This window comes from Pseudomonas sp. PDM09 (assembly GCF_014852305.1).
Classification (GTDB): domain Bacteria; phylum Pseudomonadota; class Gammaproteobacteria; order Pseudomonadales; family Pseudomonadaceae; genus Aquipseudomonas.
In genome coordinates this window covers 284115-297697 of the sequence record NZ_JACVBI010000002.1, presented here as the reverse complement: position 1 = coordinate 297697, position 13583 = coordinate 284115, and the positions used below count along the sequence as shown (strand labels likewise).

The window sequence follows — 13583 nt, the reverse complement described above, 5'->3', positions numbered from 1 at the left end:
CTCCAGCGTTACCGGTTCCGACAACCCGTCGAACCTTTCCTACTGCCATTAGCTATTCCATCTGTCTACTTTCAAGGACGCTTCCATGATTCGTAAATGCCTATTCCCCGCTGCCGGCTATGGGACCCGCTTTTTGCCCGCCACCAAGGCCATGCCGAAGGAGATGCTGCCGATCGTCAATAAGCCGCTGATCCAGTACGCCGTCGAGGAAGCGCGTGACGCCGGCCTGCAACATATGGCCATCGTCACTGGCCGGGGCAAGCGAGCGCTGGAAGATCATTTCGATGTCAGCTTCGAGCTGGAACACCAGATTCGTGGCACCGATAAAGAGCGGTACCTGGAAGGCACTCGTGAGCTGATCGATACCTGTACTTTTTCCTATACCCGCCAAGTGGAGATGAAGGGCCTGGGTCACGCCATTCTCAGCGGTCGTTCGTTGATCGGTGATGAGCCATTCGCCGTGGTGTTGGCCGACGACCTGTGCCTGAACCTTGAGGGCGATGGCGTACTGGCGCAAATGATCAAGCTCTATCAGCAGTTCCGCTGCTCGATCGTGGCCATTCAGGAAGTGCCCCGTGAGCAGACTCAGAAGTACGGCGTGATTGCCGGCGAGCTGATTCGCGAGGGTATTTACCGGGTCAACAGCATGGTCGAAAAGCCCCGCCCGGAAGACGCCCCATCCAACCTGGCCATTATCGGCCGGTACATTCTGACCCCCGATATCTTCGATCTGATCGCTGACACCGAGCCTGGCAAGGGCGGTGAAATCCAGATCACCGACGCCTTGATGAAGCAGGCCCAAAATGGCTGCGTGCTGGCCTACAAGTTCAAGGGCCAACGCTTCGATTGCGGCGGCGCTGAAGGTTACATCGAAGCCACCAACTTCTGTTTCGAGCACCTGCATCAGAACACCTGGTGACGGCGCTGTACCCTGACAAACGTGTGCGTTATCGAATTGATTTTATGGTCTTTATTTCCCTATGGACGAAGCCTCTATGAAGACATTGAGCGGTTTCAAGGCAGATGACAGTCGCCGCCCGTATGGCGCTGACCTTAAGAACAACCTCGCGTACCTCATCGTGCGCGCCTACGCGTCGGAGCTGATCTTTCCCCGGGTGCAGAAACAGCCAGTGCTGCTGGTGGAACGCATCGGTGCCTTCCCCTCCTCCGGGGAAATCCGCCGCCACGTCAAGGATGGTCCGGCGTTAATGGCGAGCATCAGGCAGCGTTACGCCGCCGATGCCCTCGACATCGACGAGAGCGATGGGCTGAACCTGGTCTTTACCGACTGGCGTCTCAGCTTGCGTCTTTTGGACGACGGCTGCGTGACTTGCCTGACCGTGGAAAGTCGCGGCGACAGCGTGCTCATGCAGCACAAAACCGCCGAACTGCTGGGGCAAATCGATGCAGGGAGGGAATTCGAATGAACGCGATTGCAGAACACACCGACAAAGCCTGGTACCTGCTTCAGTGCAAGCCCAAACAGGATGAACGCGCCGAAGAGCATTTACAGCGCCAGGGCTACGCCTGTTTTCGTTCGACCTACCGGCGTGAGCGCGTTTTGCGCGGGCAGCGTCGAGTGATCAGCGAGTCGCTGTTTCCGGGCTATCTGTTTATTCAACTGAGCCTTCAGGACAGTTGGGGCCCGCTGCGCTCGACCCGCGGCGTTTCGCGAGTCGTCGGGTTCGGCGGTCAGCCACTGCCGATCCGCGATGCGCTGATCGACGAGCTCCAGGAGCGAGACAGTCAGGCGATCGTGACAACGTTGTTGAGGCACGGAGATACGGTGCGCATCACTGAAGGTCCGTTCTCCGATCTTGAGGCGGTGTTCCTGGCCATGGACGGCGAGGAACGGGTGCTGTTGATGATGAATTTCCTGCAGCGTGAACAGCGCATCAGCCTGCCGTTGGCGGGGGTTAACAAGCTTTAAATCTGTAGGAGCGGGCTTGCCCGCGAAAGCATTGTGTCAGGCGACATCAATGTTGGCTGGGCTGCCGTCTTCGCGGGCAAGCCCGCTCCTACAGGGGTTGCCTGCGAAAGCGGTCTGTCAGGTGACATCAATGCTGGCTGGGCCGCCCTCTTCGCGGGCGAGCCCGTTCCCTACAAAACCTATGCCCCTTCCGAGAGATGATTCCAGTCAATCCAACCCAAAAACCATGTCGCAAGAATCAGCAAACCGAACGCAATCCGGTACCAGGCAAACACCGCATAACTATGGTTGGCGATGAACTTGAGCAAACCGCGCACGGCAATCATCGCAAAGAGGAACGCGGCGACAAATCCCAGGGCAAACACCGGCAAGTCTGCGGACTGGAACAGGTCACGGTACTTATAGCCCGAGTACACCGCGGCGCCCACCATCGTCGGCATTGCCAGAAAGAACGAAAACTCGGTAGCCGTCTTGCGTGACAGGCCAAACAGCAGCCCGCCGATAATCGTCGAACCGGAGCGCGAAGTGCCGGGAATCATTGCCAGGCACTGTGCGCAACCGACTTTCAAGGCATCGGTCCAGCGCATCTCATCAACGTGATCGATAACCACCACATGCTCACGTTGCTCCGCCCACAACATGATAATTCCACCTATCACCAGCGCCACGGCCACGGTGATCGGGTTGAAAAGATACTCATGGATTTTGTCGGCGAACATCACACCCAGAACAACCGCCGGCAAGAAACCGATCAACAAATTCAAAGTGAAACGTTGCGCATTACGCTGGGTTGGCAAACCGGTCGTGATATCCAGAATCTTGCGACGAAACTCCCAGACGACCGCCAGAATAGCCCCCAACTGGATGATGATATTGAACGCCATGGCTCGCTCACCGCCGAAGTCGAGCAAGTCCGCGGCAATAATCTGGTGTCCCGTACTGGAGATGGGCAAAAACTCTGTGAGCCCTTCAACCAACCCTAGAATCGATACCTGCGTGGTGGTCCAGAAGTCCATTAATCCCCCGTTAAACCCTCTCGGCTGAAAGGTCTGTTGATGATGCCGAACATTTGATTCTGGTCGCGATTAAACCTGTCGAACCAGCGGAGGATTAAAGCGCACTCTCTGCCTGCTTGAGCTAAACGTTATAAAACGTCCATGTCGCAGCGCCGGGTCGGGGCTCCTGAAATACCCTTCGCCCCGAGAACGTCTGAGTATGAAATTCTTTTGCAGAATCGGCACTTGTATATCGCGAATTCATGGATGCCACTCATCGTCGGATCGTTGACGTTTCGGCTTTGGGCGCGCGCAATGTTCTACCCAAAAATGATCGCTCCAAGAGAACATTCCATATGGCAAAGATCATAGTACTCGCTGGTGACTTCCCGCAGTGCGACGGGGAATATCACCTTGGAACCATCACCCTCAAAACGTCCCTCAAACCCCGGCTTGGAACCAGCTTCCCAGTCTCGGAGTTTAAAGATCTAACCGTTCAGAACACTGATTCGAATAAGAATATAAAGTCCGCCATAGGCCTGGGGCTCGCGGGTGCCATGTTGCTCGGTCCCGTCGGCGCCATCGCCGGCTATCTGCTCGCCGGAAAAAACACCGAGGTGACCTTTATGGCCACAATGAAGGACGGTGCAAAGCTGCTCGCGGCGACCGACAGTGACACCTTCCGGGATATCTCGGCACGCGCCCTGAAAAAATCCCGAGGCGGCCGCCGAGGCCCCGTTTCCAGCTCACTTAACAACGGATCCATTCATTGATCCGCTTGCCCGGCGACGGCGAGAATGTTGCAGGGCACCCGATACAGAACATGCTCCGTGGTACTGCCCACCCATTTTTCCAGCCCCTTGCGATGGGCATTGCCCATGACGATCACGTCGGCCCGGTGATGCGCTGCAAAATCGGCCAATGCTTTGCCTGGCGGCCCTGCAACGAAGTGTTGCCGTTCGGTGGACACGCCGTAATGATCGGCCAATGCGATGAATGACTTATGCAAAGACTTGCGCACGTCGCTGCTGAAGCCGGGCATCGTCACTGCCCCCGCGCCCGCATCGGATATATGTGTCTGCGATAGATCGTAGGCATACAGCAGATGCATTTCTGCATGGCATTGCGTTGCCAATTCGTTCGCAGCCTGGATGATCAGGTCGTTGATTCCGGTGATCTGAGTCTCTGGATGCGACGGATCGACGGCCGCCACGATCACGCGTGGAAGTGGACAACTGACTTCGCTGACCAGATGGACGGGAACCGGACATTCACGCAGCAGATGCCAATCCAGAGGCGTGATGAAAACGCGTTTGAGCGCCGACTCATGCTGCACGTCCTTGATCACCAGATCCGCCTGCGTTGTTGTCACGTGCTGAAGGATCTCTTGCAGCGCGTCGCGAGTGAACAGCACCTCGGTACTCAGGTTGATTCCGCGTCCACGGATCAGATCGGCTTCATCGTTGAGCCATTTTTCGTTCTCTTGCTGGCAAGCCTCACGAAACCGCGCACTGGCGTGGATCAAACCCAGGATGTTGAAATCTTCGATTAACACCGTGATATGCAGCGCTGCGCCCGTGGCCTCGGCAAGGGCGACGGCCCGCTGCAGTGCCGGCGTGTGACGCATGGTGGGGCCGGCTATTAGAAAGAGTCGTTGATATTGGCTCATGTCACACCTCCAAACGTTCTGGGATATCTGCTAGCCCCCCAGCCTCTCGTCTGTCGCACCGCCAGCGATCTGCTATCGCCTCAATGACCCGGATCGACACAATCAATATACGCCTGGATTCAACTAACCAGCCATGATGGGGTTCATCATACCCACTACGATGAACCCCATCCCGACGGTCAATTGATTGACGACAATTCAACGTTACTTCTTCGCGTACTTCGCGCCGTGCGGATCGTTAAGTTTCACCTGCATCAACTCCCATTCACGCTGAATGATCGAGTAAGGGATAAAGACGCTGACTCTCTCAGCCCCCTTTAACCCAGGGTGAAAACTCACATCATTAAAAGAGGTGGAGAAAAAACCGACATTGATACCGACAATGCTACCGTCATTGGCGATGACGGGACCACCCGACATCCCCTTTATTATCGGGGCATCATGAATGGCATAGCGTTCGCCGCTGCCTTCATTGCTATTGATGAAAGGCGCCGAATACACCTTGCCTTGCCCGCTGACGGTGGTCATGTAGGGGCTCGCCCCCACGGCAGTGATGTGTTCACCCACACGCGGTGCGCGCCATGACGGGTAGCGGCCGTCGGCCTTGTGCTGGATGAAAACAAGGTCGCAACCAGTGCTGCAGCTGTATTTCACGTTGCGGATGAGGGGGGTGTGGCGAGTGGTGACGGCATAGTCTTCATTCCATTGCACGGCCGAGGCCATGTACAGATAAGGCAAAGGAAAGCCCGAGAAGACTGAAAAGTATGAATCATTGGCAGGCCCCGACAAGTCGGGCTTTACCATACCGTTGCATCCTGCAAGAACAGCTCCTATTAAAAAGTAGGTCATGAATTTAATCATGATGATCACCGACTTATAAGGAGGATTGGATTTTTATTGTGGCGAAACTTTTGGTTGTCCGGTTCTTGTAGTTTTCCTCGCAGCCTGGTCTGGTGCGTTTATTTATGGCTTAAGTTTTAATAAATGCGTATGAATAAATTGCGCTAAGACTAATTACTTTTCGATCCATATAAGAAACTTCAACTATTTGACGCCTGAAAAATGGCACCCACATAATAAGCACACTAGAAATTAAACTTTCTTACTTGGTGTAAAGCCCATGAAACAGCGGCTTTCAGGGCAGTTGAATCGCCTTGGCATGCCGGGGTAACGCCACAGAGATCAATGCCGCGAAAATAACAAATGCGCTGGATATCCATAAACACGCCCCCAGCCCGAAAGCCTGATAAACCCAGCCAGAGAGCACGGTGCCGATCAGCCGTCCCATGGCGTTGGACATGTAGTAAAAACCCACGTCCAGTGACACGCCGTCTTCCTTGGCATAGGACACGATCAGGTAGCTGTGCAGCGAGGAATTCACCGCGAACAGCGCACCAAAGACCATCAATCCGCCTAACAGCACCCCCTGTTGCGACAACCCGGTGTTCAGTCCCAGAGCGATTGCCGCGGGCAGGCCTGCCAGAGCAAATGCCCACAGAAAGGCAGCGCGACCATCAGGAACATGCCCCCGTTTCTTGCCGGTAATTCGCGGCGCGAACGATTGCACGATGCCGTAGCCGATCACCCAGGCCGCGAGGAATCCACCGACTTTCCAGAAGTCCCAGCCAAAGACGCTGCTCAAGTACACCGGCAAGGCCACGACAAACCAGACATCGCGGGCACCGAACAGAAACATCCGCGCCGCTGACAGAATGTTGATCGCCCGGCTCTTGGACAGGATGTCGCGAAACCTGGGCTTGGCTTTGGCCTTGCCCAGATCCTTTTTCAACAGGACCAAACTGCTGATCCAGATCAGCGCCAGAACACCCGCCATGGCCAGCAATGCCCCTTTGAACCCGATCAGGGCGAGCAATGCCCCGCCAAGAAAGAAACCGACACCCTTGAGTGCATTCTTCGAGCCGGTGAGGATGGCTATCCATTGGTAAAGCGTGCCTTGCTGTCCATCGGGCACCAGAAGCTTGATCGAGCTTTTGGCGCTCATCTTGTTCAGGTCTTTGGCGATGCCCGACAACGCCTGCGCGCCCATCACCCAAGGAATCGTCAGCCAGGCCACTGGCACCGTGAGCATCAACAGCGCCACAACCTGCATCCCCAGCCCAATGTTCATGGTCCGGTTCAGGCCCAATCGAGCGCCGAGATAACCGCCCAGCAGATTGGTGATCACACCAAAGAGTTCGTAGAACAGAAACAACGCCGCGATTTGCAGCGGGCTGTAGCCCAACGCGTGAAAGTGCAGCACCACCAACATGCGCAAGGCACCGTCGGTGAGGGTGAAGGCCCAGTAATTGCCCGTCACGAGCAGGTACTGCCGCACTTGAGGCGTGAGGGCTGACAACGCTTTCATCACCGCGCCTTAAACGGCCAGGCCGACCATTCTGGCCAGTTCGACGGTGCGATTCGCGTAACCCCATTCATTGTCATACCAGGCATAGAGTTTGACCTGGGTGCCGTTGATGACCATGGTCGACAGCGCATCGATGATCGATGAGCGCGGGTCGGTGCGGTAGTCGATGGACACCAGCGGACGCTCCTCGAAACCGAGAATGTCTTTCAGTTCGTTCTCGGACGCGTCCTTGAGGAACTGATTCACTTCTTGGACGGTGGTGACGCGCTCGACTTCAAAGACACAGTCGGTCAGCGAAGCGTTGGCCAACGGCACGCGCACGGCGTGGCCATTCAGACGCCCACGCAGTTCGGGAAAGATCTCGGCAATCGCGGTGGCCGAGCCGGTGCTGGTCGGGATCAAACTCATGCCCGACGCCCGGGCACGGCGCAGATCCTTGTGGGGTTGGTCGAGGATGCTTTGCGTGTTGGTCAGGTCGTGGATGGTGGTGATCGAGCCGTGGCGAATGCCCAGTTTCTCGTGGATCACCTTCACCACCGGCGCCAGGCAGTTGGTGGTACACGACGCGGCGGTGACAATGCGATGTTCCGCCGGGTTGAACAGCTGATGGTTGACGCCCATGACGATGTTCAGCGCGCCCTGCTCCTTCACCGGGGCGCTGACCACCACACGCTTGACGCCTTGGTCGAGGTAAGCCTGAAGCACCGCGACGGTCTTCATCTTGCCGCTGGCTTCAATCACCAGATCGCAGCCCGACCAATCGGTGTCGGCAATCGCCTTGTTGGCCGTTACCTTGATGCGTTTGCCGTCGATGACGATGTTGTCGCCCTCGGAGTCGGCCTGGTCATTCCAACGGCCATGCACCGAGTCGAAGTTCAGCAGGTGCGCATGGGTCGCCGCGTCACCTGCCGGATCGTTGATCTGCACGAATTCAAACTCTGGCCAGCGCCAGGCTGCTCGCAGAGCGAGGCGACCGATGCGGCCAAAACCATTGATGCCCACTTTGATAGTCATATTGGTGTGCTCTGTTTCTGTTGTCAGGGGGTGCGCTTCTGGAATCATCAAGCCGGGCAGCAAGCCCCTGCCCGTTCGGGACGGTCACCCATGTCTTCAAGGCGTTTGGCATCCGGGCTCAACCAGTGCTTGTTGGCTTCGAGCACCACGGTCAGCACCTGATGCACCCAGCCTGGAAGATCCGGGTGCAGCCGGTAATAAACCCATTGGCCCTGGCGACGATCCGAGAGCAAACCGCAGGTGCGCAATTGCGCCAGGTGCCTGGAGACTTTGGGCTGGCTCTCATTCAACGCACAGGTCAGCTCGCAGACGCATAGCTCTCCCTCACGGGCGATAAGCAGCATCATGCGGACCCGGTTGTCGTCAGCCAGGCATTTGAAAACAGTGGTCGGCGTCAGGTGGTCAGCCATTTGGTTTCTCAGCGTTGGGTGTTCACGCATCAAAGGTGAATTCAGGCATATACGTTTTATCGAATATATGTTTTCCCGCATGTACGGGTCAACGGCAAATGTGTCGACTCCGCATGTGAATGATATTTATTTACTTACAAAAGGTAATCGTTATCATTAGCGCCATAACTAAAAAAGGAGCTCATGGTGGCTTTACCGCGTATTTACCCCGCCTCTCTCTCACTGCTGGGGCTTTTTGCAGTACCTGATTTGCAAGCACAAACCCAATCGGCATTGGCCCTGCCTGCAACCGCTGTGACCAGTGATTACAGCGAGCAGAGCTACAAACCGACCGACAGCCGCAGTGCGCTGAAGATCGACGCCCCGCTGCGGGATATCCCGCAAACGGTGAACGTGATCCCTCAGAGCGTGATCAAGGATCAGGGCGCGCAGTCGATGGAAGACGTGTTGAAGAACGTCCCTGGCATCGGTCTTTCCAATGGCGATGGCCAACGCGACCAGGTCACCATTCGCGGCTTCAGTGCCATCGGCGACATGTACGTCGACGGCGTTCGTGACGACGCGCTGTACTTCCGCGATCTGTCCAACGTCGAGCGCGTGGAAGTGATCAAGGGGCCGGCAGCGGTGCTCTATGGTCGCGGTTCATCCGGTGGCCTGATCAACAGCATCAGCAAGAAACCCAACTTCACCCCCAAACAGGAAGTGGGTGTCAGCTTCGACAGCGAAGGTAAGAAGCGCACACAGTTTGACGCTGGCTGGGCCGATCAGCAGCAAAACGACAAGGCATTCCGGGTGACCGGTGCGCTGGAAAACAGCGACACCTTCCGCGATGACGGCTATATCGATCGCAAGGCCATTGCGCCTTCGGCCTACTTCAAACTCTCCGACGATCTTGAGTTGAACCTGGGAGCGACGTACCTCTACGACAAACGCTTGATCGACTTCGGCATTCCCGCGCGGGGCGATCGCCCGGTCGATGTCGATCGGGACAAGCGCTTCGGTTCCGCCGACCCGGATGACGATTACACCCGCAGCGAAGTGTTTTCGTTCACGGCCGGCGTCGACTACCGCATCAACGACGACTTCACCCTGAGCAACACCAGCCGCTACTACCACTACGATCTGGATCGCAACAACACACTCGCCGACTCCAGCCCGACACGTTTCGTCACCGCGCCCAACGGCGAATTGCTGGTCAAACTCAATCGCGGCAACGTGCAGCGCAAGGAGGACGGCTGGTTCAACCAGACCGAACTGAAGCAACAGGCCACGCTGGCCGGGATGAACCACAACCTGCTCTATGGCGTGGAACTGGGGCGTCAGGTCAAGGACCAATCCGTCTTTAGCCAGAGCAACGTGGCGCGGGTCCCGGTGTACCGCGATGGCTTGGTCGACGTGCCGTTCCAGGCCAACCGACAAACCGCCAAGGGCACCACTACTCAGGACACGGCCGGTTTCTACGTCCAGGATCTGATTGAACTGACTCCACAATGGAAAGCTTTGCTGGGTGTGCGCTATGACGTGTTCGATCAGGAGTATTCGGATGACTTGACGGGCGCCTCGATGTCCCGAACCGACAACACCTGGAGCCCGCGCGCAGGCCTGGTCTATCAGCCTGATCAGGTTCAGTCCTACTACATTTCGGTGAGTCGCTCTTATCAACCCTCCTCCGAAGTCTTCGCCCTGAGCACTACCAACCAGGACCTTGAACCGGAGCAAACCACCAACTTCGAGATCGGTGGCAAGTGGGACCTGCTCGACAATCGCCTGGCGTTGACGGCGGCGCTGTTCCGGCTGGAACGCACCAACATGAAAACGACCGATCCGGCGAACCCGACCAAGCTGGTCCTGTCTGGCGAGCAGCGCACCGACGGTCTTGAACTGACCGCCAGCGGGCAGTTGAGTGACAAGTGGCAGGTCTATGCCGGCTATGCCTATCTGGACGCCGAGATCACCAAGTCCAACAACCGAACCAATGGCGTCGCCAACGAAGGCCAGACACCAACGTTGACCCCGCGTCACAGTGCCAACCTCTGGCTGGTGCGCTCGCTGACCAACACCTGGCGCGTAGGCATGGGGGCGAACTATGTCGATGACCGTTACACCGCCCTGGATAACCGGGTGGTCATGCCCGCTTACACCACCGTCGACGCGGCGTTGCTCTACAACTTGCCGAAATGGGACATGGCGCTGCGCTTGCGTAACGTCTTCGACAAGGACTATTACGCCTCGGCCCATGGCTCGGTAGACCTGATCACCCCCGGAGCACCACGGACTCTGGAGCTGAGCACCAACTACCGGTTCTGAGTGGAAACCTGAAATCCAACACCGCAATGCCGGTCAGTTAAGCGCAAATTCCTGTGGGAGCGGGCTTGCTCGCGAAGACGGCAGCACAGTCAATATTGATGTCGCCTGACACACCGCTTTCGCGAGCAAGCCCGCTCCCACAGGTTTCGCTAGTCGAACGCCTGGCAGTCCAGCGCAACCAGTGACAACGATTCAAAGCTCAACTAATCTTCAGCGCGCAGAGAGTGATGAGAATCTCTCGCGTTGTCAGACAACAACAATATGTCGAGGAAAACCCATGCGTAAACTTCTGTTGCTCTCCCTTCTTGCCGCCTCCCCCCTGGCTTTCGCCGGGACTCAATGCACCACAGCCGACAAGGCCCAATGGCAGGACCAGGCCAAGTTTCAGGAAGAGCTCAAGGCCAAGGGCTACAACATCAAGAAGTTCAAAGTCACGAGCGGCAATTGCTACGAGATCTACGGCTGGGACAAAGACAAGCGCAAAGTCGAAATCTACTTTGACCCGGTCACCGGCAAAGTCGTGAAAGAAGAGATCGAATAGGTTACCCGTGAAAGCTGAAACCCTGCGCCTCTGGGACCCCCTTGTACGCTTTTGTCATTGGTCCCTGGCGGTTGTCTTCATCAGCGACTACTTCCTCAATGAGGAAGGAGACGGCTGGCATCGCTGGCTCGGCTATTACGCCGTAGCTGTCGTGCTGGTGCGCGTGGTGTGGGGGTTCATCGGCCCGCCATCGGCGCGTTGGTCAGACTTCTGGCCGACGCCGACGCGGGTCGTTCAGCATGGCCGGGTGCTGTTTTCCGGCAAGGGCTATCACCGCATGGGGCACTCGCCCATCGGTGCACTGGTGATGGTCCTCATGCTGCTGTTGATGACCGGTCTGGGTATCAGCGGTTTCTTGATGGAAGAAGTGGACTATTTCTGGGGCGAAGACTGGCTACGTGATGTCCACGAGTTTATGGCCAATGCACTGCTCGCATTGGTTTGTGTGCATATCGTCGCAGCGTTGGTGGAAAGCCTGCGCTTGCGTGAAAACCTGCCTCTGTCGATGATCACGGGCCATCGTCGTAAGCGCTAGCGCTCAAAGCTTCCTGATACTGCACACTGCCCTCCCCCTTGCGGGAGAGGGCGGGTGCCAATCTTATGTGTGATGAATTTCCCGATCCTTGGTTTCCGGCAGGAAGAACGTGCCAAGAATGGCCGTCATCACGGCGATGACGATGGGGTACCACAGCCCGTAGTAGATATCCCCCGTGGCCGCGACCATGGCGAACGCCACAGTGGGCAGAAAACCGCCGAACCAGCCATTGCCGATGTGATACGGCAGCGACATCGAGGTGTAGCGAATGCGCGCCGGGAAGAGTTCCACCAGCCAGGCGGCGATCGGGCCGTAGACCATGGTGACGTAGATCACCAGGATGGTCAGGAGCAGCAGCACCATCGGATAGTTGGTCTTGGCCGGGTCGGCCTTCTCGGGGTAACCGGCGTCCTTGAGGGCGGTGCCGAGGGTAGCGACGAAGGCATCGTTGCGGGCCTTGAAGTCCGCGGCCGGCATGCCGGTGCCCTCGAAGCTCGGGATCACCTTGTCGCCGATGCGGACCTGCGCGATTGCACCTGGCTCAGCCTTCTCGTTCTTGTAGGGTATGGCCCTCTTCGCCAGTACGGTCTTGGCAAGGTCGCAGGAGCTGGTGAATTTGGCCTTGCCCACCGGGTCAAACTGGAACGAGCACTTACTCTGATCGGCGATCACCGTGACCGGGTTCTTCTCCTGCGCGGCGAACACGTCGGGGTTACCGTATTGGGTCAACGCATGGAAGATCGGGAAATAGGTCAGCGCCGCCAGGATGCAGCCCGCCATGATGATTCCCTTGCGGCCTATGCGGTCGGACAGACTGCCGAATACGATGAAGAACGGCGTGCCGATCAGCAACGAGCCGGCGATCAGATAGTTGGCGGTTTGCGGGTCGATCTTCAGCGTCTGCAGCAGGAAAAACAGCGCATAGAACTGTCCGGTGTACCAGACCACCGCCTGGCCAGCGGTACCGCCGAGCAACGCCATGATTACTATCTTGAGGTTTTCCCAGCGGGCGAAGGATTCGGTCAGCGGCGCCTTGGACGACTTGCCTTCTTCCTTCATCTTCAAGAACACCGGCGACTCGCTGAGTTGCAAGCGGATGTACACCGAGACGATCAGCAGCAGGATCGACAGCAGGAAGGGAATCCGCCAGCCCCAGGCCTCGAAGGCTTCGGTGCCGAGAATGGTTCGGCAGGCGAGGATCACCAGCAGCGAAAGAAACAGGCCGAGGGTCGCGGTGGTCTGGATCCACGAGGTGAAGTAACCGCGCTTGCCCTTCGGCGCATGTTCGGCCACGTAGGTCGCCGCGCCGCCGTACTCACCGCCCAAGGCCAGGCCTTGCAACAGGCGCAGGGTGATCAGGATGATCGGTGCCGCCACGCCGATGGTCGCATAGCCGGGCAGGAAGCCCACTACGGCAGTGGAGATACCCATGATGACAATGGTGATGAGGAACGTGTGCTTGCGCCCGATCATGTCGCCCAGTCGGCCGAAGACGATGGCGCCGAAGGGCCTTACAGCGAAGCCGGCGGCGAACGCGAGCAGCGCGAAGATGAAGGACGTTGTCTCATTGACGCCGGCGAAGAAATGTTTGGCGATGATCGCGGCGAGGGAGCCGTACAGGTAGAAGTCGTACCACTCGAACACGGTGCCCAGGGACGAGGCGAAAATAACCTTTCGTTCCTCCCTGGTGATCCCGTGGTGGGGCGCGCTGCCCGTGGATGTGTTGTCGATTGCGGCCATGAGTCTTCTCCGTCTTGCTCTTGTTGTAGGCCGGAGTACCTCACTCTCTTTTTACCGCACCCAGGCCCTAGGGCTAT

At 57.3% G+C, this 13583-nt stretch carries 14 protein-coding genes; 7 read left to right on the top strand and 7 right to left on the bottom strand.

Going from position 1 to position 13583, the window contains the following annotated elements; all coding sequences use genetic code 11:
* The first annotated feature begins 85 nt into the window (after nucleotides 1–85).
* The 3 genes from galU (at nucleotide 86) to rfaH (ending at nucleotide 1930) form a co-directional block, all read left to right on the top strand.
* Nucleotides 86–919, top strand: coding sequence for a UTP--glucose-1-phosphate uridylyltransferase GalU (gene galU, locus IB250_RS06045; protein ID WP_008074716.1), 834 nt, complete (start codon nucleotides 86–88; stop codon nucleotides 917–919).
* Between the two features lie 76 nt (nucleotides 920–995).
* Nucleotides 996–1427, top strand: coding sequence for a phosphomannomutase (locus IB250_RS06040; RefSeq protein ID WP_192343387.1), 432 nt, complete (start codon nucleotides 996–998; stop codon nucleotides 1425–1427).
* Entirely contained in the window at nucleotides 1424–1930 is a 507-nt protein-coding gene (gene rfaH, locus IB250_RS06035) for a transcription/translation regulatory transformer protein RfaH (protein WP_192343386.1), read from the top strand. The genes IB250_RS06040 and rfaH overlap by 4 nt, the downstream gene beginning before the upstream one ends.
* 179 nt (nucleotides 1931–2109) lie before the next feature.
* Here rfaH and IB250_RS06030 read toward each other — a convergent pair whose 3' ends face one another.
* Entirely contained in the window at nucleotides 2110–2946 is an 837-nt protein-coding gene (locus IB250_RS06030; RefSeq protein ID WP_192343385.1) for an undecaprenyl-diphosphate phosphatase, read from the bottom strand.
* 335 nt (nucleotides 2947–3281) lie between these two features.
* Here IB250_RS06030 and IB250_RS06025 point away from each other — a divergent pair, with 335 nt between their 5' ends.
* On the top strand, nucleotides 3282–3698 hold the full coding sequence (locus IB250_RS06025) for a hypothetical protein (RefSeq protein WP_192343384.1): 417 nt from the start codon (nucleotides 3282–3284) through the stop codon (nucleotides 3696–3698).
* Here IB250_RS06025 and IB250_RS06020 read toward each other — a convergent pair.
* The 5 genes from IB250_RS06020 to IB250_RS06000 form a co-directional block, all read right to left on the bottom strand.
* A complete protein-coding gene (locus tag IB250_RS06020) occupies nucleotides 3692–4594 on the bottom strand; it encodes a universal stress protein (protein WP_192343383.1) in 903 nt (300 codons plus the stop codon). The genes IB250_RS06025 and IB250_RS06020 overlap by 7 nt on opposite strands.
* A gap of 204 nt (nucleotides 4595–4798) precedes the next feature.
* On the bottom strand, nucleotides 4799–5398 hold the full coding sequence (locus IB250_RS06015) for a S1 family peptidase (RefSeq protein ID WP_192343791.1): 600 nt from the start codon (nucleotides 5396–5398) through the stop codon (nucleotides 4799–4801).
* 331 nt (nucleotides 5399–5729) lie between these two features.
* On the bottom strand, nucleotides 5730–6959 hold the full coding sequence (gene arsJ / locus IB250_RS06010) for an organoarsenical effux MFS transporter ArsJ (RefSeq protein ID WP_192343382.1): 1230 nt from the start codon (nucleotides 6957–6959) through the stop codon (nucleotides 5730–5732).
* 9 nt (nucleotides 6960–6968) lie between these two features.
* Nucleotides 6969–7973, bottom strand: coding sequence for an ArsJ-associated glyceraldehyde-3-phosphate dehydrogenase (locus IB250_RS06005; RefSeq protein WP_192343381.1), 1005 nt, complete (start codon nucleotides 7971–7973; stop codon nucleotides 6969–6971).
* 47 nt (nucleotides 7974–8020) lie between these two features.
* Nucleotides 8021–8383 (bottom strand): metalloregulator ArsR/SmtB family transcription factor, encoded by a 363-nt coding sequence (locus IB250_RS06000; RefSeq protein WP_192343380.1) that lies wholly within the window; start codon nucleotides 8381–8383, stop codon nucleotides 8021–8023.
* Nucleotides 8384–8566: 183 nt separating this feature from the next.
* On the opposite strand from IB250_RS06000, the gene IB250_RS05995 reads away from it, so the two are divergent.
* The 3 genes from IB250_RS05995 (at nucleotide 8567) to IB250_RS05985 (ending at nucleotide 11766) form a co-directional block, all read left to right on the top strand.
* Nucleotides 8567–10690: a TonB-dependent receptor gene (locus IB250_RS05995; protein WP_192343379.1), complete on the top strand. Its 2124-nt coding sequence runs from the start codon at nucleotides 8567–8569 to the stop codon at nucleotides 10688–10690.
* A gap of 277 nt (nucleotides 10691–10967) precedes the next feature.
* Nucleotides 10968–11231: a PepSY domain-containing protein gene (locus IB250_RS05990; RefSeq protein ID WP_192343378.1), complete on the top strand. Its 264-nt coding sequence runs from the start codon at nucleotides 10968–10970 to the stop codon at nucleotides 11229–11231.
* Between the two features lie 7 nt (nucleotides 11232–11238).
* A complete protein-coding gene (locus IB250_RS05985; protein ID WP_192343377.1) occupies nucleotides 11239–11766 on the top strand; it encodes a cytochrome b/b6 domain-containing protein in 528 nt (175 codons plus the stop codon).
* Nucleotides 11767–11829: 63 nt separating this feature from the next.
* Here IB250_RS05985 and IB250_RS05980 read toward each other — a convergent pair whose 3' ends face one another.
* Complete coding sequence (locus tag IB250_RS05980; RefSeq protein ID WP_192343376.1) at nucleotides 11830–13506, bottom strand: MFS transporter; 1677 nt, start codon at nucleotides 13504–13506, stop codon at nucleotides 11830–11832.
* Nucleotides 13507–13583: the final 77 nt, after the last annotated feature.

Bases quoted from the DNA above. Each gene is read 5' to 3' on its own strand.
- galU (WP_008074716.1), top strand. From the start codon at position 86: ATGATTCGTAAATGCCTATTCCCCGCTGCCGGCTATGGGACCCGCTTT.
- IB250_RS06040 (WP_192343387.1), top strand. From the start codon at position 996: ATGAAGACATTGAGCGGTTTCAAGGCAGATGACAGTCGCCGCCCGTAT.
- rfaH (WP_192343386.1), top strand. From the start codon at position 1,424: ATGAACGCGATTGCAGAACACACCGACAAAGCCTGGTACCTGCTTCAG.
- IB250_RS06030 (WP_192343385.1), bottom strand. From the start codon at position 2,946: ATGGACTTCTGGACCACCACGCAGGTATCGATTCTAGGGTTGGTTGAA.
- IB250_RS06025 (WP_192343384.1), top strand. From the start codon at position 3,282: ATGGCAAAGATCATAGTACTCGCTGGTGACTTCCCGCAGTGCGACGGG.
- IB250_RS06020 (WP_192343383.1), bottom strand. From the start codon at position 4,594: ATGAGCCAATATCAACGACTCTTTCTAATAGCCGGCCCCACCATGCGT.
- IB250_RS06015 (WP_192343791.1), bottom strand. From the start codon at position 5,398: ATGGTAAAGCCCGACTTGTCGGGGCCTGCCAATGATTCATACTTTTCA.
- arsJ (WP_192343382.1), bottom strand. From the start codon at position 6,959: ATGAAAGCGTTGTCAGCCCTCACGCCTCAAGTGCGGCAGTACCTGCTC.
- IB250_RS06005 (WP_192343381.1), bottom strand. From the start codon at position 7,973: ATGACTATCAAAGTGGGCATCAATGGTTTTGGCCGCATCGGTCGCCTC.
- IB250_RS06000 (WP_192343380.1), bottom strand. From the start codon at position 8,383: ATGGCTGACCACCTGACGCCGACCACTGTTTTCAAATGCCTGGCTGAC.
- IB250_RS05995 (WP_192343379.1), top strand. From the start codon at position 8,567: ATGGTGGCTTTACCGCGTATTTACCCCGCCTCTCTCTCACTGCTGGGG.
- IB250_RS05990 (WP_192343378.1), top strand. From the start codon at position 10,968: ATGCGTAAACTTCTGTTGCTCTCCCTTCTTGCCGCCTCCCCCCTGGCT.
- IB250_RS05980 (WP_192343376.1), bottom strand. From the start codon at position 13,506: ATGGCCGCAATCGACAACACATCCACGGGCAGCGCGCCCCACCACGGG.